Below are 19,959 nucleotides of genomic sequence, written 5' to 3'. Positions count from 1 at the left end.
CTGGAGGAGAGACTGTGCCCACTGTGCCCCCGGCCCCGGCGGCCGACCGACGGACCACGGTGGACGTGACCGCGCTCCTTGAGCGCGGCCGGACCCTGGCCACGCCGGTGCTGCGGGCGTCCGTAGACCGTCTGGCGCCTCCCATGGACACCGTCGCCGCCTACCACTTCGGCTGGATCGACGCCCAGGGCAGGCCGGCCGACGGCGACGGCGGCAAGGCCGTCCGGCCCGCGCTGGCGATGCTCTCCGCCGAGGTCACCGGGGCGGACCCGCGCACCGGCGTCCCCGGCGCGGTCGCCGTCGAACTGGTCCACAACTTCTCCCTGCTCCACGACGACCTGATGGACGGCGACGAACAGCGCCGCCACCGCGACACGGTCTGGAAGGTGCACGGCCCCGCCCAGGCCATCCTGGTCGGTGACGCCCTGTTCGCCCTGGCCAACGAGGTGCTCCTGGAGATCGGCACGGTAGAGGCGGGCCGGGCCACGCGCCGGCTGACCGCCGCCTCCCGCGCCCTGATCGACGGTCAGGCCCAGGACATCTCCTACGAGCACCGCGACCGCGTCAGTGTCGAGGAGTGCCTGGAGATGGAGGGCAACAAGACCGGCGCCCTGCTCGCCTGCGCCTCCTCCATCGGCGCCGTCCTCGGCGGCGCCGACGAGCGGACCGCCGACGTCCTGGAGAAGTACGGCTACCACCTGGGCCTCGCCTTCCAGGCCGTCGACGACCTCCTCGGCATCTGGGGCGACCCGGACGCCACCGGCAAGCAGACCTGGAGCGACCTGCGCCAGCGCAAGAAGTCCCTCCCGGTCGTCGCCGCCCTCGCGGCCGGGGGCCCCGCCTCCGAACGGCTCGGCGAGATCCTCGCCGCCGACGCCAAGAGCAGTGACTTCGCGAACTTCTCCGAGGAGGAGTTCGCGGCCCGCGCCGCCCTCATCGAGGAGGCGGGCGGGCGCGAGTGGTGCGCCGAGGAGGCGCGCCGCCAGCACACCATCGCCATCGAAGCCCTCGACGCCGTCGACATGCCCGTGGAGGTACGGGACCGGTTCGCGGCGCTCGCCGACTTCGTCGTCGTACGGAAGAGATGATCAGTATCGGTCGAATAGTCCTCGCCTAGTCGCCGGCCGGTGCCCGCGCACCGGCCGACGGCGGACCCGCAGCAGACAGCACACGCACACTGCACGAAGGGGAAGCCATGACAGCGACGACCGACGGAAGCACCGGGGCCACCCTGCCGCCCCGCGCAGCCGCGGCCAGCCACACCGACAACTCCCTCCCCGAGGCGGCCGGGGTACAAGAAGCCGCCGCCCGCGCCACCCGGCGCGCCACCGACTTCCTGCTCGCGCGGCAGGACGCGGAGGGCTGGTGGAAGGGCGACCTGGAGACCAACGTCACCATGGACGCCGAAGACCTGCTGCTCCGCCAGTTCCTCGGCATCCTCGACGAGGACACCACCCGGGCCGCCGCCCTGTTCATCCGCGGCGAGCAGCGCGAGGACGGCACCTGGGCCTCCTTCTACGGCGGCCCTGGCGAACTGTCCACCACCATCGAGGCGTACGTCGCCCTCCGCCTGGCCGGCGACGCGCCGGACGCCCCGCACATGGCGCGGGCCGCCGAGTGGATCCGCGGCCGGGGCGGCATCGCCGCCGCCCGGGTCTTCACCCGGATCTGGCTGGCCCTGTTCGGCTGGTGGAAGTGGGAGGACCTGCCCGAACTCCCGCCGGAACTCATCTGGTTCCCGGCCTGGATGCCGCTCAACATCTACGACTTCGGCTGCTGGGCCCGGCAGACGATCGTGCCGCTGACCATCGTGTCGGCCAAGCGTCCGGTCAGGCCCGCGCCCTTCCCGCTGGACGAACTGCACACCGACCCGGCCGACCCCAACCCGCGCCGGCCCCTCGCACCGGCGATCACCTGGGACGGCGCCTTCCAGCGCGCCGACCGGGCGCTGCACGCCTTCCGCAAGGTCGCCCCGCGCCGTACGCGCCGCGCCGCGATGAACGCGGCAGCCCGCTGGATCATCGAGCGCCAGGAGAACGACGGCTGCTGGGGCGGCATCCAGCCGCCCGCCGTGTACTCGATCATCGCCCTGTACCTGCTCGGCTACGACCTCGAACACCCCGTCGTGCGGGCCGGGCTGGAGTCCCTGGACCGGTTCGCCGTGTGGCGCGAGGACGGGGCCCGGATGATCGAGGCATGTCAGTCCCCGGTGTGGGACACCTGCCTGGCCACCATCGCGCTGGCCGACGCGGGCGTGCCCGCCGACCACCCGCAGCTGGTCAAGGCCGCGGACTGGATGCTCGGCGAGCAGATCGTGCGCCCCGGCGACTGGTCGGTGAAGCGGCCCGGACTGCCGCCCGGCGGCTGGGCGTTCGAGTTCCACAACGACAACTACCCCGACATCGACGACACGGCCGAGGTGGTCCTCGCGCTGCGCCGCGTCAAGCACCACGACCCCGAACGGGTGGAGAAGGCCATCGGCCGCGGGGTGCGCTGGAACCTCGGCATGCAGTCGAGGAACGGCGCCTGGGGCGCCTTCGACGTCGACAACACCAGCCCCTTCCCCAACCGGCTGCCGTTCTGCGACTTCGGCGAGGTCATCGACCCGCCGTCGGCCGATGTCACCGCGCATGTCGTCGAGATGCTCGCCGCCGAGGGCCTCAGCCACGACCCGCGCACCCGGCGCGGCATCGAGTGGCTGCTGGCCGAACAGGAGGCGGACGGCTCCTGGTTCGGCCGCTGGGGCGTCAACTACGTCTACGGCACCGGCTCCGTCGTCCCCGCCCTGGTCGCGGCCGGACTGCCCGCCTCCCACCCCGCGATCCGCCGCGCGGTGGCCTGGCTGGAGTCCGTGCAGAACGACGACGGCGGCTGGGGCGAGGACCTGCGCTCCTACCGGTACGTGCGGGAGTGGAGCGGCCGGGGCGCCTCGACCGCCTCGCAGACCGGCTGGGCCCTGATGGCCCTGCTGGCGGCGGGGGAGAAGGACTCCAAGGCCGTCGAGCGGGGCGTGCGGTGGCTCGCCGACACCCAGCGGGAGGACGGCTCCTGGGACGAGCCGTACTTCACCGGCACCGGCTTTCCCTGGGACTTCTCCATCAACTACCACCTCTACCGACAGGTCTTCCCGCTCACCGCGCTCGGCCGGTACGTGCACGGCGAACCGGCCGTCACCCGGCCGAGGACCGGCGGCGGCGCGCGCCTCGCCGAGGCGAAGGCGGGCTGATGAGCCGCCCGCCCGTTGCGGCGCCGCTGCTGATCGCCTGCGCGCTCGGCATCGAGCACCTCGCCCTGCGCTCGGGCGGCCGGGGCGGCGCGGACGGGCCGGTCACCGTCCTGCGTACGGGCATGGGTCCCAAGGCGGCCGAGCGGTCGGTCACCCGGGTCCTGGCCGACCCGGCGCTGGCCGGCGCCGCCGTGCTGGCCACCGGCTTCTGCGCGGGACTCGCCCCGGGGATGCACCCCGGTGACCTGGTCGTCGCCGAGGAGACCCGGGCCCCGCGCGGCACCGTGGGCTGCGTGGGGACCGAGCTGCTGGTCAAGGCGCTGACCCGGGCCGTGCCCGGCCGCACCGTGCACACCGGGCCGCTGACCGGTTCCGACCACGTGGTCCGGGGCTCCGAGCGCGCCGAGCTGGGGGCGACCGGCGCGATCGCGGTCGACATGGAGTCCGCCGCCACGCTTCTGAGCGCCGTCCGGACGGCCGCGCGCCCGGTTGCGGCCGTGCGGGTGGTCGTGGACGCTCCAGAACATGAACTCGTCCGGATCGGCACGGTACGCGGTGGAATATCGGCTTTCCGTGTCCTTCGTTCCGTTCTTCCTGCTTTCTATGAATGGCACCGTTCTTTGTTGCTCCCCCGGAGGTGAGCCAGATGGCAATGCCGCTTCGTCAGTCCATCAAGGTCGCTACATATCTGGCAGAACAGAAGTTTCGCAGGCGGAGCAAGTTTCCGCTCATCGTCGAATTGGAACCGCTTTTCGCCTGCAATCTGAAATGTGAGGGATGCGGCAAGATCCAGCACCCGGCGGGCGTGCTCAAGCAGCGCATGCCGGTCGCCCAGGCCGTGGGCGCGGTGCTGGAGTCCGGTGCGCCGATGGTCTCCATCGCCGGCGGCGAGCCGTTGATGCACCCGCAGATCGACGAGATCGTGCGCCAGCTGGTGGCCAAGCGGAAGTACGTCTTCCTGTGCACCAACGCCATGCTGCTGCGCAAGAAGATGGACAAGTTCACGCCCTCTCCCTATTTCGCCTTCACCGTGCACATCGACGGCCTGAAGGAGCGGCACGACGAGTCGGTGGCGAAGGAGGGCGTCTTCGACGAGGCCGTGGCAGCGATCAAGGAGGCCAAGCGGCGCGGCTTCCGGGTCACCACCAACTCGACGTTCTTCAACACCGACACCCCGCAGACCATCATCGAGGTCCTCGACTACCTCAACGACGACCTCAAGGTCGACGAGATGATGGTCTCGCCCGCCTACGCCTACGAGAAGGCGCCCGACCAGGACCACTTCCTCGGCGTCACCCAGACCCGGGAGCTGTTCAGAAAGGCGTTCGCGGGCGGCAACCGGCTGCGCTGGCGGCTCAACCACTCCCCGCTCTTCCTGGACTTCCTGGAGGGCAAGGTCGACTTCCCGTGCACCGCGTGGGCGATCCCGAACTACTCCCTGTTCGGCTGGCAGCGCCCCTGCTACCTGATGAGCGACGGGTACGTGCCGACGTACCGGGAGCTGATCGAGGAGACCGACTGGGACAAGTACGGCCGGGGCAAGGACCCGCGCTGCGACAACTGCATGGCGCACTGCGGCTACGAGCCCACCGCAGTGCTGGCCACCATGGGGTCCCTGAAGGAGTCCCTGCGCGCCCTGCGCGAGACGGTCTCCGGGAACCGGGCGTGATGTCATGACCGCCGTGCCCCTCGGGCTTCCCGACGTACCGGTCCGGCCGGTCGCCGCGCGGCGACCGGCGCGGCGGATCCAGGTCGGACCGGTGGCGGTCGGGGGCGGCGCCCCGGTGTCGGTGCAGTCGATGACCACGACGCGCACCTCGGACATCGGCGCCACCCTCCAGCAGATCGCCGAGCTGACCGCGTCCGGCTGCCAGATCGTGCGGGTGGCCTGCCCGACGCAGGACGACGCCGACGCGCTGCCCGTCATCGCGCGCAAGTCGCAGATCCCGGTCATCGCCGACATCCACTTCCAGCCCAAGTACGTCTTCGCCGCCATCGAGGCGGGGTGTGCGGCGGTCCGGGTCAATCCGGGCAACATCAAGCAGTTCGACGACAAGGTCAAGGAGATCGCCCAGGCCGCCAGGGACCACGGCACCCCGATCCGCATCGGTGTCAACGCCGGGTCGCTGGACAAGCGGCTGCTCCAGAAGTACGGGAAGGCGACGCCCGAGGCGCTGGTCGAGAGCGCGCTGTGGGAGGCGTCGCTCTTCGAGGAGCACGGCTTCCGGGACATCAAGATCTCCGTCAAGCACAACGACCCGGTCGTCATGGTCGAGGCCTACCGGCAGCTCGCCGCCCAGTGCGACTACCCGCTGCACCTCGGTGTCACCGAGGCCGGCCCCGCCTTCCAGGGCACGATCAAGTCGGCCGTGGCCTTCGGCGCCCTGCTCTCCCAGGGCATCGGCGACACGATCCGGGTCTCCCTGTCCGCCCCGCCGGTCGAGGAGATCAAGGTCGGCATCCAGATCCTCCAGTCGCTGGGGCTCAAGGAGCGCCGCCTGGAGATCGTGTCGTGCCCGTCCTGCGGCCGCGCCCAGGTCGACGTCTACAAGCTGGCCGAGGAGGTCACCGCCGGTCTGGAGGGCATGGAGGTCCCGCTGCGCGTCGCCGTCATGGGCTGCGTGGTCAACGGCCCCGGCGAGGCCCGCGAGGCCGACCTCGGCGTCGCCTCCGGCAACGGCAAGGGGCAGATCTTCGTCAAGGGCGAGGTCGTCAAGACCGTCCCCGAGTCCAGGATCGTCGAGACGCTGATCGACGAGGCGATGAAGATCGCCGAGCAGATGGAGAAGGACGGCGCGTCGGGGGAGCCCGCCGTCACCGTGAGCTGAAACAGCACGGACCGAAGGGGGCCCGAGCGTGACGATTCTGGAGAACATCCGGGGACCACGCGACCTGAAGGCGCTGTCCGAGGCCGAACTCGGCGAACTGTCCGAGGAGATACGCGAGTTCCTGGTGCACGCGGTGGCCAGGACCGGCGGTCACCTCGGGCCCAATCTGGGGGTGGTCGAACTCACCGTCGCGCTGCACCGGGTCTTCGAGTCACCGGTCGACCGCATCCTGTGGGACACCGGCCACCAGAGCTATGTGCACAAGCTGCTGACGGGACGTCAGGACTTCTCCAAACTGCGCGGCAAGGGCGGGCTGTCCGGCTACCCGTCCCGGGAGGAGTCCGAGCACGACGTCATCGAGAACAGCCACGCCTCCACCGCGCTCGGCTGGGCCGACGGACTCGCCAAGGCCCGTGACGTCCAGGGGGAACGCGGGCACGTGGTCGCCGTCATCGGCGACGGCGCGCTCACCGGCGGCATGGCCTGGGAGGCGCTGAACAACATCGCCGCCGCCAAGGACCGGCCGCTGATCATCGTCGTCAACGACAACGAGCGCTCCTACGCCCCCACCATCGGCGGCCTCGCCAACCACCTCGCGACCCTGCGCACCACCGACGGCTACGAGAAGATGCTCGCCTGGGGCAAGGACGTGCTCCAGCGCACCCCGGTGGTCGGCAACACCGTCTACGAGGCACTGCACGGCGCGAAGAAGGGGTTCAAGGACGCGTTCGCCCCGCAGGGACTCTTCGAGGACCTCGGGCTGAAGTACGTAGGCCCGATCGACGGACACGACATCGGGGCCGTCGAGTCGGCGCTCCGGCGCGCGAAACGCTTCCACGGGCCGGTGCTGGTGCACTGCCTCACGGAGAAGGGCCGCGGCTACGAACCCGCCCTCGCCCACGAGGAGGACCACTTCCACGCCGTCGGCGCGATGGACCCGCTCACCTGCGAACCGCTGCGCCCCGCGGGCGGACCGTCGTGGACGTCCGTGTTCGGCGACGAGATCGTCCGGATCGGCCAGGAGCGCGAGGACGTCGTCGCGATCACGGCGGCCATGCTGCACCCGGTGGGCCTCGGCGAGTTCGCCGAGCGGTTCCCCGACCGGGTCTGGGACGTCGGCATCGCCGAGCAGCACGCCGCCGTCTCCGCGGCCGGCCTCGCCACCGGCGGCGTCCACCCGGTCGTCGCCGTCTACGCCACCTTCCTCAACCGCGCCTTCGACCAGGTGCTGATGGACGTCGCCCTGCACCGCTGCGGGGTGACCTTCGTCCTGGACCGGGCCGGGGTCACCGGCGCCGACGGCGCCTCCCACAACGGCATGTGGGACATGTCGGTCCTCCAGGTCGTCCCCGGCCTGCGCATCGCCGCCCCGCGCGACGCCGACCAGCTGCGCGCCCAACTGCGCGAGGCGGTCGCCGTCGACGACGCGCCGACGGTACTGCGCTTCCCCAAGGAGTCCGTGGGCCCCGTCGTACCGGCGGTGGACCGCATCGGCGGCCTCGACGTGCTGCACACCGCGGACGAGCCCGAGGTGCTGCTCGTCGCCGTCGGCGTGCTGGCGCCCGTCTGCCTCCAGGCGGCCGGACTGCTCGAAGCCCGGGGCATCGCCTGCACCGTCGTGGACCCGCGCTGGGTCAAGCCCGTCGACCCCGCCCTGCCGCCGCTGGCCGCACGGCACCGCCTGGTCGCCGTCGTCGAGGACAACAGCCGCGCGGCCGGGGTGGGTTCCGCGGTCGCGCTGGCCCTCGGGGACGCCGAAGTCGACGTACCGGTAAGGCGGTTCGGCATCCCGGAGCAGTTCCTCGCGCACGCCGGACGCGCCGAGGTGCTCGCCGACATCGGTCTCACCCCGGTCGAGATCGCCGGCCGGATCAGCGCGAGCCTGGCCCTCGCGTCAGGACCTCTGGCGTCGGGACGACTCGCGTCGGGACAAGGAGAGAACTGAATGACCAAGGAGTTCGACCTCGGCGCGCTCCTGGCCGAGCGCGGGGCCGAGCGGTACGAGCTGCACACCAGGCACCTCAACCACCAGCTCCCGCGCATGCTGCGCACCATCGGCTTCGACAAGGTCTACGAGCGCGCCGAGGGCGCGTACTTCTTCGACGCGGACGGCAACGACTACCTCGACATGCTCGCCGGGTTCGGGGTGATGGGCCTCGGCCGCCATCACCCCGTCGTCCGCCGGGCGCTGCACGACGTCCTCGACGCCTCCCTCGCCGACCTCACCCGCTTCGACTGCCAGCCACTGCCGGGCCTGCTCGCCGAGCAGCTGCTGACGTACAGCCCGCACCTGGACCGGGTGTTCTTCGGCAACAGCGGCACGGAGGCGGTCGAGACCGCGCTGAAGTTCGCCCGGTTCGCCACCGGCAGACCCCGCGTCCTGTACTGCGACCACGCCTTCCACGGGCTGACCACCGGCTCCCTGTCGGTCAACGGCGAGGGCGGCTTCCGGGACGGGTTCGCGCCCCTGCTGCCCGACACGGCCGTACCGCTCGGCGACCTCGACGCGCTCGCCCGGGAGCTGAAGAAGGGGGACGTCGCCGCCCTGATCGTCGAGCCCATCCAGGGCAAGGGCGTGCACGAGGCGCCGCCCGGCTATCTGCGGGCCGCGCAGGAACTGCTGCACCGGCACAAGGCGCTGCTCATCGCCGACGAGGTGCAGACCGGCCTCGGCCGCACCGGCACCTTCTACGCCTACCAGCACGAGGCCGGCGTCGAACCCGACCTGGTGTGCGTGGCCAAGGCGCTCTCCGGCGGGTACGTGCCCGTCGGCGCCACCCTCGGCAAGGACTGGATCTTCAAGAAGGTCTACTCGTCGATGGACCGGGTGCTGGTGCACTCGGCCAGCTTCGGGTCCAACGCGCAGGCCATGGCGGCCGGGCTGGCCGTCCTGCACGTCATGGCCCACGAGCGGATCGCCGAGAACGCCCGGACCACCGGTGACCTCCTCCGCTCCCGGCTCGCGGCGCTGGTCGACAAGTACGAACTGCTCGCCGACGTACGCGGCCGGGGGCTGATGGTCGGCATCGAGTTCGGCCGGCCGAAGTCGCTGAAGCTGCGCAGCCGCTGGACCATGCTCCAGGCCGCCCGCAAGGGCCTGTTCGCCCAGATGGTCGTGGTGCCGCTGCTCCAGCGCCACCGCGTCCTCACCCAGGTCTCCGGCGACCACCTGGAGGTCATCAAGCTCATCCCGCCGCTGATCGTGGGGGAGCGGGAGGTGGACCGGTTCGTCGACGCCTTCACCGAGGTCATGGACGACGCGCACAGCGGCGGTGGTCTGATGTGGGAGTTCGGCAAGACGCTGGTGAAGCAGGCGGTGGCGCATCGATGAGCAGCCTGGCGCCGGAACGGTGAGTTTTTGCCTGTGGGGCAAAAAACTTGCCCCACAGGCAAGGCTGCGGCTGAATGGAGGGCATGAGCCCCTCGGAAGCCTCCGGAGCCCCGGAAGCCGGGCCGGCGGCGGACCTGCCCGCCGTGGCGCCCCAGCTCCGCGAGCTGCGCCGCCGCGCCTCCCTCACCCTGGAGGCCGCGGCCCGCGCCGCCGGACTCTCCCCGGCCCACCTCTCCCGGCTGGAGACCGGACAGCGCCAGCCCTCGCTGCCCATGCTGCTGGCACTGGCCCGTATCTACGGTACGACCGTCTCGGACCTGCTCGGTGAGACCGCCGCCGAGCGGGACGCCGTCGTGCGCGCCGCCGAGGTGGAGCCGACCGCCGCGGGCGGCTGGACCTACTGGCCGGCCGGCGCCCCCGGCCGCGGCATGCAGGCCCTCAGGGTCCAGGTGCCGTACGGCTCACAGGGCGACATCGTGCGGGTGCACCCCGGCGAGGAGTGGCTGTACGTGCTCGCCGGGCGGCTGCGGCTGCGTCTGGGCGACGCCACCCACCTGCTCACCCGCGGGGACAGCGCGCACTTCGACTCGCTGACCCCGCACCGCATCGCCGCGGCGGGCCCCGACGGGGTCGAGCTGCTGTTCGTCCACACCCTGCTGCAGAGCCCCACGGCCACACTGTGCCTGGGGCCGCTCACCGGAGGCACCCCATGAGTGACATCGAGGAGAAGTTCCCCCGCGCCCTGTGGGTAAGGCTCATCGTCTACATCGCCGTCGGCCACGTCTTCGCGGCCTTCGTGTACCTGCTCTTCGAGGTGGGCGCGAAGTGACGTCCTGGGCCTTCGCGGACGCCGCCTAGTCGAGGAACCGGTCGCGCAGCCGGTCCCGGGTCCCCGGGGTGATCCGCAGGCCCCGCTCCAGATAGGTGTCGACGTCGCCCCAGGTCCGCTCGATCGTCTCGAAGGCCGCCGTCAGGTACTCGGCGCGCGCGTCGAACAGGGGGCTGAGCAGTTCCATGACCTCGGGGGAGTAGGCCGAGTCCGCGGAGCCGCTGCGCTTGACCTTGTAACGGCGGTGCTTCTCGTTGGACTTCAGGTAGTCCTCGACGATCGCCTCCCGCTCGACGCCCAGCGCGAGCAGCGTCACCGCGATGGACAGGCCCGCGCGGTCCTTGCCGGCCGCGCAGTGCATCAGGGCCGGGACGCTGTCCTCGGCGAGCGCGTGCAGCACCTGGGAGTGCTCTGCGGTGCGGTCCGTGATGATCGAGCGGTACGAGGCGATCATCCGGTCGGCGCCCTTGCCGTCCGCGAGGATCTCCCGCAGCTGGTCCAGGTCGCCGTCGCGGACCATCGTCCAGAACTCGGCGCCGTCGGCGGGGTCGGACAGCGGCAGGTTCACATTGCGCACGCCCGGCAGGGTCACGTCGGGGCCTTCGAGCTTCTGGTCGGCCGCGTTGCGGAAGTCGAAGACGGTGTGCAGGCCCAGACCCGCGAGGAACGCCGCGTCCTCGGCGGTCGCGTGGGCGAGGTGGCCGCTGCGGAACAGCACGCCGAACCGCACCCGCCGTCCGTCCGTGGCCGGCAGGCCGCCCACGTCACGGAAATTGCGTACCCCGGCCAGCTCCGGCTCGGTCGACGGGACCTGTTGCGTCACGAGGACTCCTCCCATTCGGCTCCGCTGCCGCTGTTCGACGGCGGGTGCGCCCGACGATACGGCATTCCGACCCTCGAAAGAGTCCTGGTTGTCCCTCTGTGTGACTTCTGATGCGTCTGTCCGAATTGGAGCATTCTCCCCAACTCGCTCTGGAATAAAAGTCGCTGGCGCGGGCCCGCGTGAGCAGCGTCATATCCGTGACCGTACGTCGCCCCTCATGTTCACGTAATGCGGGTGCTTTTCAAGGGTGTTCGCCTCCCACGCAATTCCCGCCATCGACGGAGGGTGACGGATCATTCCCCCAAAGGATCATGTGAAACACCTGCACCGGTAATCCCTCGCTTGTCCCTGTGCGTCCTGGTCCCTTACGTTCACCACCGATCCGGGCGGACGCCTAATCCTGCCGCCGCCCGGAGACCACACCCACTCACCACCCGTACGCGGCAGGAGCGGGGGACCCACAGGTACGACCGCCTGTTCCGGTTCCCGGGACGGCTAGGGGTAAAGCCGCGCTCTTCCGGCGCGGCCGGGCAGCTCCAGCCCGCACCCGACAGCTCACCTCGCAGGCGCCGGAGAGGAATTCGTCATGCCCGCGAAGGGTAAGCACCGCCGTACCAAGACCCAGCGCCTGACCCGCACCCTCGCCGTCGCCGGAACCGGCGGCGCCGCACTCGCCCTGCCGCTCCTGGGGGCCGCCGGCGCCCACGCCGCTCCCGCGCAGTCCGCTTCGGCGCAGTCCGCCGCCGTGAAGGACGCGCAGACCTACACCGTCCGCGCCGGTGACTCGCTGGCGAAGATCGCCGACGCCGAGGACGTCAGCGGCGGCTGGAAGAAGCTCTACGAGGACAACCGCGACGCCGTCGGTGACGACCCGTCGCTGATCCGTCCCGGTCTGAAGCTCACCATCGGCGGCAAGGCAGCGGCGAGCGCCGACTCCGCCGCGGACACCGCGGACACCGCGGGCGCCGCGGAGAAGAAGACGGCGCAGCCTGCGTCGGACACCGCGGACAGCTCCGCCGGCTTCGTGGCCCCCGTCGACGGCGGCACCGTCGGCACCCCGTACCACCAGTCCGGCGGCATGTGGTCCAGCGGCTACCACACCGGCACCGACTTCGTCGTCCCGACCGGCACCTCGCTGAAGGCCGTCGGCGCGGGCACGGTCGTCACCGCCGGCTGGGGCGGCGCGTACGGCAACCAGGTCGTCATCAAGCTCGCGGACGGCACCTACGCCCAGTACGCCCACCTGTCCTCGCTCTCCGTCTCCAGCGGCGACTCCGTGACGGCCGGACAGCAGGTCGGTCTCTCCGGCGCCACCGGCAACGTGACCGGCCCGCACCTGCACTTCGAGATCCGCACCACGCCGGACTACGGCTCGGACATCGACCCGCTCGCCTACCTCAGGTCGAAGGGCGTCTCCGTCTGACGCCGCCCGCCGCCCGCGCCCGCCGGAGGCCGGACCCCGATCGCCGGGTCCGGCCTTCGGTGTCCTGTGTGGCCCGGGGAACGTGGCTCAGTTATTCCGGAATTGGCCAACACTTTAGGAGTGGCCTTTCTCACCGCCCGTCAACCCCTTCCTACGGTCGCGTAGGTCACAATCCAAGGTGAATCATGGGCCGACGTGGCAGACGATTCGAAGAGTGACAAGAGAGCAGTGATCGGGTCGTACGTGGCGGTGGGGGACAGCTTCACCGAAGGTGTCGGTGATCGCGGCCCCGACGGGGCGTTCGTCGGCTGGGCCGACCGCTTCGCTGTTCTGCTCGCGGACCGGCGGCCCGAGGGCGACTTCACGTACACCAACCTCGCCGTACGCGGAAAGCTGCTCGACCAGATCGTGGCGGACCAGGTGCCCCAGGCGGTCGATCTCGCACCGGACCTGGTCTCCTTCTGCGCGGGCGGCAACGACATCCTCCGGCCCGGCACCGACCCCGACGAGGTGGCCGAGCGGTTCGAGCGGGCGGTGGCCGCGCTCACCGCGACGGCCGGCACGGTCATGGTGACGACCGGCTTCGACACCCGCCGGATGCCCGTCCTCAAGCACCTGCGGGGCAAGATCGCCACGTACAACGGACATGTACGGGCCGTCGCCGACCGCTACGGCTGCCCGGTGCTGGACCTGTGGTCGCTGCGCAGCATCCAGGACCGCCGCGCCTGGGACACCGACCGGCTGCACCTCTCGCCCGAGGGGCACACGCGCGTGGCGCTGCGCGCCGGCCAGGTCCTCGGCCTGCCGGTGCCGGCCGACCCGGAGCAGCCCTGGCCCGCGCTTCCGCCGCGCGGCACGCTCGGCATCCGCCGGGACGACGTGCAGTGGGCGCGCGAGTACCTGGTGCCGTGGATCGGGCGCCGGCTGCGCGGCGAGTCCTCCGGCGACCATGTGACGGCCAAGGGGAGGCTGTCGGCGGACGACATCAGGACGCGGATCGCGGCGGTCGCCTGAGCGGCCGCGGGCCGACGGCGAGCGGCGACCGGTGGCGGCGGGAACTCCGCTGTCACACCGGGCGACCATAATGGAGCCCTGTCCTACTCCACCTGGAGGTACCGTGGCCGGTTTCCGTTCCCCCAGCTCCGGGCTTCGCGCGCCGCGGCCCGAGGCCTTCGGCGCGGACCCGAGCGGCGAGCGCATGGCGCGCATCCGCAGATCACCGCACTTCGCGAACGGCGTCTTCCAGAACCCGGGAGGCGCCGCCCGCACCCGGCCCTCCAGCTCGACGGGGCTGGTCAAGTCCTATCTCGACCGTGAGGCGCGGGTCCGCCGTGCTCCCGCCGGGACCATCCCCGTGCACCCCACCACCGTCGCCGACCTGGCCCGTCCCCCGGCCACGGGTCTCCGGCTGACCTGGGCCGGGCACTCCAGTGTGCTGGCCGAGATAGACGGGCAGCGGGTGCTGTTCGACCCGGTGTGGGGCGAGCGCTGTTCCCCCTTCTCCTTCGCCGGCCCCAAGCGGCTGCACCCGGTGCCGGTGCCGCTGGCCGCCCTCGGCCCGGTCGACGTCGTCGTCATCTCGCACGACCACTACGACCACCTCGACCTGCCCACCATCAAGGCGCTGGCCGGCACGGACACCCTGTTCGCCGTTCCCCTCGGTGTCGGCGCCCACCTGGAGCACTGGGGCGTCCCCGCGGACCGGCTGCGCGAGCTCGACTGGCACGAGGAGGCGAAGGTCGGCGGCCTCACCCTGACCGCCACCCCGGCCCGCCACTTCTGCGGCCGGGCCCTGCGCAACACCCAGCACACCCTCTGGGCCTCCTGGGTGGTCGCCGGGCCGGAACACCGCGTCTACCACAGCGGCGACACCGGCTACTTCGACGGTTTCCAGGACATCGGCGCCGCGCACGGCCCGTTCGACGCCACGATGATCCAGGTCGGCGCGTACGCGGAGTTCTGGCCGGACATCCACATGACCCCGCAGGAGGGTGTCCGGGCCCATCTCGATCTGATGGGCGGACACCCGGGCGGGATCCTGTTGCCGATCCACTGGGGCACGTTCAACCTGGCGCCGCACGCGTGGGCGGAGCCGGGGGAGTGGATGAAGGACGCGGCGGAGGAGGCGGGGCAGGCGGTGGCGTTTCCCCGGCCCGGTGAGCCGTTCGAGCCCGCGGGAGCGCTCCCCACGGACCCGTGGTGGCGGCCTGTGTCCCAGCCGATCGCGCACCCGTGGCGTCGTCCCCGGCAGGCCGAGGTCGTGGCGGACGAGCCCCGCAGCGGCGATCTGGACCTCGCCGGCTGAGCGTCTCCGCGGTACGGCGGGGGTGTGGAGGGCCGAGCGGACGCCGCTGGCGGCGGTGTGCCACGTCGAAGCGCGGAGGCGGTCGGTCCGCCCGGCCGATCGCGCGCCCGCGGGGCCGGTCGTCCCGCCCGCGGGGCGCGGTCCCGCCGCGCACCGGGCACGGGCGGAGTCGTCCTCCCGCGCCCGGTGGCGCTCATCGGCGGCCGGCGTCAGCAGGTACGGCCGACGTAGTGCGCGCCCTGGATCTTGGACGCCGATCCGAGCCACGTCCGGCCGGGGGCGACGCAGCGCTCGTAGTCGGCCGCGTGCGCGACGGCCACCTTGATGACGACGTGGGAGCCGTCCGAGGTGCAGTGCTGGTAGAAGGCGTCGGCGCTCGTCTCGTAGAAGCCGCACGGGGCGGCGGCCGAAGGGGCCGCGGTGAACGCCACGGCGCCGAGGGCGGTGAGCGCGAGGGCGGCGGCGGAGGCGAGGGTGCTGGTCACCCGGTGTCGGACAGTCACAAGGGCTCCTGGAACGGATCGGTCGGATCGGGTACGGGTGACGCCGAGGCGTGGGCGCGGAGCGGCCCGGCGCCGGACGTCGGTCCCGAGAGTCGCAGTCCGGAACGGCACGACCGGGGCCAACGGGGTGCGTTCACCCAGAAGGGGCGTCAACACACCGCACGACACCGGTTCCGCCGTTCGGAGGACGAGGTCCGGCGGTGCGCGTGTCGGGAATGCGGCACCCGGCGCGGGCGTTGCCACCGCATGTATGACATGCCCGAGTCAAGAGGCTCGGGTGGTGGAGCAAGGAGCACCTCATGGCACGCGGCACCACGCGTCCGGTGGTCAGGCTGACTTCCACGGCCGGCACCGGCGTCACCTACGTGACCCGCAAGAACCGTCTGAACGACCCCGACCGGCTGGCCCTGCGCAAGTACGACCCGGTCGTCGGCGGGCACGTCCTCTTCCGCGAGACGCGCTGAGGCAACGTCGACCCACGCCCTTCGGAAGGAGGCCGCGATGAAGGTACGCAAGTCCCTGCGCTCGGTGAAGGCCAGGCCGGGCGCCCAGGTGGTGCGCCGGCGTGGCGTCACCTACGTGATCAACAAGAAGGAGCCGCGTTTCAAGGCCCGCCAGGGCTGACGTGGCAGGCCGCGGCGGCCCGGCACCGCGCGAGGTGCCGGGCCGCCGCGGCCTCGCGGGGCGGGCGGCCCGGCGGGGAGCCCGTCTCGCATAGTGGGCGTTCCTGGACCCCGACGCTGGTCAAGATGTTTACATGCGCGTAACACTTACGTGTCCCGCGCACGGCAACGGAGCCGAGCGCCCCCGTCGGCGCGCACCGCCTCCCGGTGCCGGCCGTGCCAGAAAGGGCTCCTGTGACCACGCGATCCGAGACGAAGACCACCCTTGCGCACCTGCTCACCGAGATCGAGCGCCGCAACCCCGCGCAGCCCGAGTTCCACCAGGCCGTACACGAAGTCCTGGAGACACTGGCACCCGTCGTCGCCGCCCGGCCCGAGTACGCCGAACCCGGGCTGATCGAGCGGCTGTGCGAGCCGGAGCGTCAGGTCATCTTCCGGGTGCCGTGGCAGGACGACCAGGGGCGGGTGCACGTCAACCGTGGTTTCCGGGTGGAGTTCAACAGCGCGCTCGGCCCGTACAAGGGCGGCCTCCGTTTCCACCCCTCCGTCAACCTGGGCGTCGTCAAGTTCCTCGGGTTCGAGCAGATCTTCAAGAACGCGCTGACCGGCCTCGGCATCGGCGGAGGCAAGGGCGGCAGCGACTTCGATCCGCACGGCCGCAGCGACGCGGAGGTCATGCGGTTCTGCCAGTCGTTCATGACCGAGCTGTACCGGCACATCGGCGAGCACACGGACGTGCCCGCGGGGGACATCGGCGTCGGCGGCCGGGAGATCGGCTACCTGTTCGGCCAGTACCGGCGCATCACCAACCGCTGGGAGGCCGGCGTCCTCACCGGCAAGGGTCCGGGCTGGGGCGGCTCTCTGATCCGCCCCGAGGCCACCGGGTACGGCAACGTCCTCTTCGCGGCGGCCATGCTGCGTGAGCGCGGTGAGGACCTGGAGGGCCGGACGGCGGTCGTCTCCGGTTCCGGCAACGTCGCCATCCACACCGTCGAGAAGCTGACCGCCCTCGGCGCCAACGCCGTGACCTGCTCGGACTCCTCCGGTTACGTCGTCGACGAGAAGGGCATCGACCTCGACCTCCTCCGGCAGATCAAGGAAGTGGAGCGCGGCCGGGTGGACGCGTACGCCGAGCGCCGGGGCGCTTCGGCCCGCTTCGTGCCCGGCGGACGGGTCTGGGAGGTCCCGGCCGACCTCGCGCTGCCGTCGGCCACGCAGAACGAACTGAACGAGCAGGACGCCGCCGCCCTGATCCGCAACGGCGTGAAGGCGGTCTCGGAGGGCGCCAACATGCCGACGACCCCGGCCGCCGTGCACCTGTTCCAGCAGGCCGGTGTCGCGTTCGGGCCCGGCAAGGCCGCCAATGCGGGCGGTGTCGCGGTCAGCGCCCTGGAGATGGCGCAGAACCACGCCCGTACGTCGTGGCCGGCGGCGCGGGTCGAGGAGGAGCTGACCCGGATCATGAACGACATCCACACCACCTGCCATGAGACGGCCGAGCGCTACGGGGCTCCCGGTGACTATGTGACGGGAGCGAACATCGCCGGCTTCGAACGGGTGGCGGACGCGATGCTGGCGCAGGGCGTGATCTGACCGGACCGACGGGCACGGGGCGCCGGGACGCGGCCTGTCGACGTGGACCGTCGACCGGCCCACCGGCCCACCGGCCCACCGGCCCGTCGACGCGGTGGCCCGTCGACGCGGTGGCGGGCCGACAGGGACGGACCGGCCCGCGACGCGCTCGCCCGGGCGTCGAACACGGATACGCCGGCCCGGCACGGCCGCCAGGAAGCGCCCCGGCGCGCGCGGTGAGCCGGCCGGCGCCGCCGTGGCGAGGGCGCGCCGCTGACCGGTGTCCGCATCCACGGCCGGCGTCCATGCCGGCGATCGGGCGACGTCCAGGCCGGTATCCGTACGCCTCCGTCTCGCGCCGGTCGACCGGGGACGGGCGGGAACATGATCTGTCGTAACCAAGAGTGACTCGATCTGATCGCTTCCGATCGTTCACTCATCCCTCCCTGGCGATGTCCGGGGGATTTCGGCAAAGCGCCCCTCGCACGTGAGACGCACGCGACTACTGTGAGTGTCCGTCGGGCGACGCGGCCGGGTTCTTGGTCCGCGCGGCCGACACCGCGATGGCGCATGCCCGCGTGGCGCACCACGCGCGAGCACCCAGCCCCGACGGACCCGCACCCGACCGAGGACACCGATGTCTCACCTCCGCGCCCCGGCATCGCGCGCCGACCGCCGTGAAGGCGGACGGCACGGCCGGCCGGCCGCCCGTACCGGGCCCGCGCTGCCCGAGGCCCCCCTGCGGTCCCAGTTGCTCCGTCTCGCCGTGCTGCCGCCCGTGGCGGTCGCCCTCAGCGCCTCGGCGGCCGTCCTGTTCACCGTCCGGTCCACCGGCATCCGCCCGGCCCTCGTGCTGTGGGCCGTGCTGGCCGGCGCGGTCTCCGTCACCGTGGCCGCCGTCGTCATCGCCGCCGTCGCCGCCGACCGCGCCGCCCGCTCCGTACAGGAACGCCTCGGCGCGCTGCGCCGCGGCACCGCCCGCGGCGAGGCCGAACTGCGCGCCCTGGTCGAAACGTTGCGTCGCGGCGAGGGCCCGCCCCAGCGCACACCACGCGGCGGACCACCGGACGACGCCGACGCGTTCGAACTGCTCGCCGCCGACCTGTCCCGCGCCCACGACGGTGCCGTCAGCGCCGTCGTGCGGGCCGCCCAGCTCTCCAGCCAGGCGGGCAGCGAACAGAAACTGGAGGTCTTCGTCAACCTGGCCCGGCGCCTGCAGTCACTGGTGCACCGGGAGATCTCCATCCTCGACGAGCTGGAGAACGAGCAGGAGGACCCCGACCTGCTCAAGGGCCTCTTCCACGTCGACCACCTGGCCACCCGCATCCGCCGCCACGCCGAGAACCTCGCCGTGCTCGGCGGCGCCGTCTCCCGCCGCCAGTGGAGCCACCCCGTCTCCGTGACGGAGGTGATGCGCTCGGCCATCGCCGAGGTCGAGCAGTACTCCCGGGTCCGGCTGGTCCCGCCCGTCGACGGCACCCTGCGCGGCCACGCCGTCGCCGACGTCATCCACCTGCTGGCCGAACTCGTGGAGAACGCCACCGTGTTCTCCGCCCCCGACACCCAGGTGCTGCTGCGCGCCAACCTGGTCACCGCCGGGCTCGCCGTCGAGGTAGAGGACCGCGGCCTCGGCATGCCGGTGGCCGAACAGCAGCGGATGAACGCCCTGCTCGCCGACCCCGACCAGGTCAACGTCGCCCGGCTGCTGGCGGACGGCCGCATCGGCCTGTACGTCGTCTCCCAGCTCGCCAAGCGGCACGGCATCGGCGTCCGCCTCCAGACCAACATCTACGGCGGTGTCCAGGCCGTCCTCATCGTGCCGCAGGCCCTGCTGGGCACGGCGCCGGACGCCGCCGCGGCCCCGGGGACACCGGCGCCCCAGGCCACCGGCGGTGACCTGACCGCCGTACCCCCGCCCCCGGGGCCACCCGCGCCCACCGCCGGACCGGTGCCGGAGCCGCCGCCCGCGCCCGTCCCCGGACCGGTGCCCGCACCCCGGCTCCCCCCGGCCGCCCCCCACGGCGCACCCGCGCCACTGCCCGTGCGCGGCGCCCAGGGAACGGCGCGGCCCACCCCGGCCGAGGCCGTGCCCGGCGTCCGGCCCGACGACCGGCACCCGGTCGCCGAGCACACCGCCGCACCGCCCGTGCCGCGCCACACCGCCGTGCGCGGCACCATGGACAAGCCCCGGCTGCCCCACCGCCGCGCCCAGGAGCACCTCGTGCCCCAACTGCGCGAGGGGCCCGCGCCCCGCCAGGACACCGGCCAGCAGGCCGGGCACGACCCCGGCCTGATGGCCGCCTTCCAGCGCGGCATCGGCCTCGCCGAGGCCCAGCAGCGCCTGGAAGCGGGTCTCCCGGAGCACCCCCCGGCCGACACCGGGAACGTCACCCGCACAACCGGCACCCGGCCCGACATCCGGTCCGACGGCAGCACACCGGCCGTATGACCGTCCCTCTGTCCGCCTCCGCCCCTACTTCTGCCCCAGCGCTTGCG

General features: G+C 72.2%; 18 protein-coding genes and 1 riboswitch. Of the genes, 16 read left to right on the top strand and 2 right to left on the bottom strand.

Annotation, left to right across the window (positions count from 1 at the left end; genetic code table 11):
• The first annotated feature begins 23 nt into the window (after positions 1–23).
• The 9 genes from ACZ3IG_RS09140 (at position 24) to ACZ3IG_RS09100 (ending at position 10,214) form a co-directional block, all read left to right on the top strand.
• A complete protein-coding gene (locus ACZ3IG_RS09140) occupies positions 24–1,088 on the top strand; it encodes a polyprenyl synthetase family protein (RefSeq protein WP_467430568.1) in 1,065 nt (354 codons plus the stop codon).
• A gap of 107 nt (positions 1,089–1,195) precedes the next feature.
• Entirely contained in the window at positions 1,196–3,226 is a 2,031-nt protein-coding gene (gene shc / locus ACZ3IG_RS09135; protein ID WP_467430337.1) for a squalene--hopene cyclase, read from the top strand.
• A complete protein-coding gene (locus ACZ3IG_RS09130) occupies positions 3,226–3,867 on the top strand; it encodes a phosphorylase family protein (protein WP_467430335.1) in 642 nt (213 codons plus the stop codon). The genes shc and ACZ3IG_RS09130 overlap by 1 nt, the downstream gene beginning before the upstream one ends.
• Positions 3,868–3,872: 5 nt before the next feature.
• The gene (gene hpnH / locus ACZ3IG_RS09125; protein ID WP_467430333.1) at positions 3,873–4,895 is read left to right on the top strand and encodes an adenosyl-hopene transferase HpnH; all 1,023 of its coding nucleotides are present in this window, start codon (positions 3,873–3,875) and stop codon (positions 4,893–4,895) included.
• A 4-nt stretch (positions 4,896–4,899) separates the two neighbouring features.
• Complete coding sequence (gene ispG, locus ACZ3IG_RS09120; RefSeq protein WP_467430332.1) at positions 4,900–6,054, top strand: flavodoxin-dependent (E)-4-hydroxy-3-methylbut-2-enyl-diphosphate synthase; 1,155 nt, start codon at positions 4,900–4,902, stop codon at positions 6,052–6,054.
• 28 nt (positions 6,055–6,082) lie between these two features.
• Positions 6,083–7,999, top strand: coding sequence for a 1-deoxy-D-xylulose-5-phosphate synthase (gene dxs, locus ACZ3IG_RS09115; protein WP_467430330.1), 1,917 nt, complete (start codon positions 6,083–6,085; stop codon positions 7,997–7,999).
• Positions 8,000–9,385, top strand: coding sequence for an aspartate aminotransferase family protein (locus ACZ3IG_RS09110; protein WP_467430329.1), 1,386 nt, complete (start codon positions 8,000–8,002; stop codon positions 9,383–9,385).
• A gap of 83 nt (positions 9,386–9,468) precedes the next feature.
• Complete coding sequence (locus ACZ3IG_RS09105) at positions 9,469–10,098, top strand: helix-turn-helix domain-containing protein (RefSeq protein ID WP_467430328.1); 630 nt, start codon at positions 9,469–9,471, stop codon at positions 10,096–10,098.
• The gene (locus tag ACZ3IG_RS09100; RefSeq protein ID WP_189415745.1) at positions 10,095–10,214 is read left to right on the top strand and encodes a DUF6126 family protein; all 120 of its coding nucleotides are present in this window, start codon (positions 10,095–10,097) and stop codon (positions 10,212–10,214) included. The genes ACZ3IG_RS09105 and ACZ3IG_RS09100 overlap by 4 nt, the downstream gene beginning before the upstream one ends.
• Positions 10,215–10,239: 25 nt before the next feature.
• Here ACZ3IG_RS09100 and ACZ3IG_RS09095 read toward each other — a convergent pair whose 3' ends face one another.
• Positions 10,240–11,037 (bottom strand): tyrosine-protein phosphatase, encoded by a 798-nt coding sequence (locus ACZ3IG_RS09095; protein ID WP_467430326.1) that lies wholly within the window; start codon positions 11,035–11,037, stop codon positions 10,240–10,242.
• A gap of 421 nt (positions 11,038–11,458) precedes the next feature.
• Positions 11,459–11,619: riboswitch (cyclic di-AMP (ydaO/yuaA leader) on the top strand.
• A gap of 4 nt (positions 11,620–11,623) precedes the next feature.
• Between ACZ3IG_RS09095 and ACZ3IG_RS09090 the strand changes: the two genes are divergently transcribed.
• From ACZ3IG_RS09090 to ACZ3IG_RS09080, 3 genes are all read left to right on the top strand, one after another.
• Complete coding sequence (locus tag ACZ3IG_RS09090; RefSeq protein ID WP_467430325.1) at positions 11,624–12,460, top strand: M23 family metallopeptidase; 837 nt, start codon at positions 11,624–11,626, stop codon at positions 12,458–12,460.
• A 228-nt stretch (positions 12,461–12,688) separates the two neighbouring features.
• Positions 12,689–13,474: an SGNH/GDSL hydrolase family protein gene (locus ACZ3IG_RS09085; protein ID WP_467430567.1), complete on the top strand. Its 786-nt coding sequence runs from the start codon at positions 12,689–12,691 to the stop codon at positions 13,472–13,474.
• Positions 13,475–13,577: 103 nt separating this feature from the next.
• On the top strand, positions 13,578–14,765 hold the full coding sequence (locus ACZ3IG_RS09080) for an MBL fold metallo-hydrolase (protein ID WP_467430324.1): 1,188 nt from the start codon (positions 13,578–13,580) through the stop codon (positions 14,763–14,765).
• 209 nt (positions 14,766–14,974) lie between these two features.
• Here ACZ3IG_RS09080 and ACZ3IG_RS09075 read toward each other — a convergent pair whose 3' ends face one another.
• Positions 14,975–15,250 (bottom strand): DUF6355 family natural product biosynthesis protein, encoded by a 276-nt coding sequence (locus ACZ3IG_RS09075; RefSeq protein WP_215171464.1) that lies wholly within the window; start codon positions 15,248–15,250, stop codon positions 14,975–14,977.
• Positions 15,251–15,567: 317 nt separating this feature from the next.
• Here ACZ3IG_RS09075 and rpmG point away from each other — a divergent pair, with 317 nt between their 5' ends.
• From rpmG to ACZ3IG_RS09055, 4 genes are all read left to right on the top strand, one after another.
• Positions 15,568–15,732, top strand: a complete 165-nt coding sequence (gene rpmG / locus ACZ3IG_RS09070) for a 50S ribosomal protein L33 (protein WP_467430321.1) — start codon at positions 15,568–15,570, stop codon at positions 15,730–15,732.
• Between the two features lie 37 nt (positions 15,733–15,769).
• Positions 15,770–15,892: a type B 50S ribosomal protein L36 gene (gene ykgO / locus ACZ3IG_RS09065; protein WP_403543453.1), complete on the top strand. Its 123-nt coding sequence runs from the start codon at positions 15,770–15,772 to the stop codon at positions 15,890–15,892.
• A gap of 233 nt (positions 15,893–16,125) precedes the next feature.
• The gene (gene gdhA / locus ACZ3IG_RS09060; RefSeq protein WP_467430318.1) at positions 16,126–17,484 is read left to right on the top strand and encodes an NADP-specific glutamate dehydrogenase; all 1,359 of its coding nucleotides are present in this window, start codon (positions 16,126–16,128) and stop codon (positions 17,482–17,484) included.
• Between the two features lie 616 nt (positions 17,485–18,100).
• A complete protein-coding gene (locus ACZ3IG_RS09055; RefSeq protein WP_467430316.1) occupies positions 18,101–19,912 on the top strand; it encodes a sensor histidine kinase in 1,812 nt (603 codons plus the stop codon).
• Positions 19,913–19,959: the final 47 nt, after the last annotated feature.

It is taken from the genome of Streptomyces sp. NPDC016677 (assembly GCF_055562815.1).
This window is presented reverse-complemented; position numbering and strand designations above follow the sequence as displayed.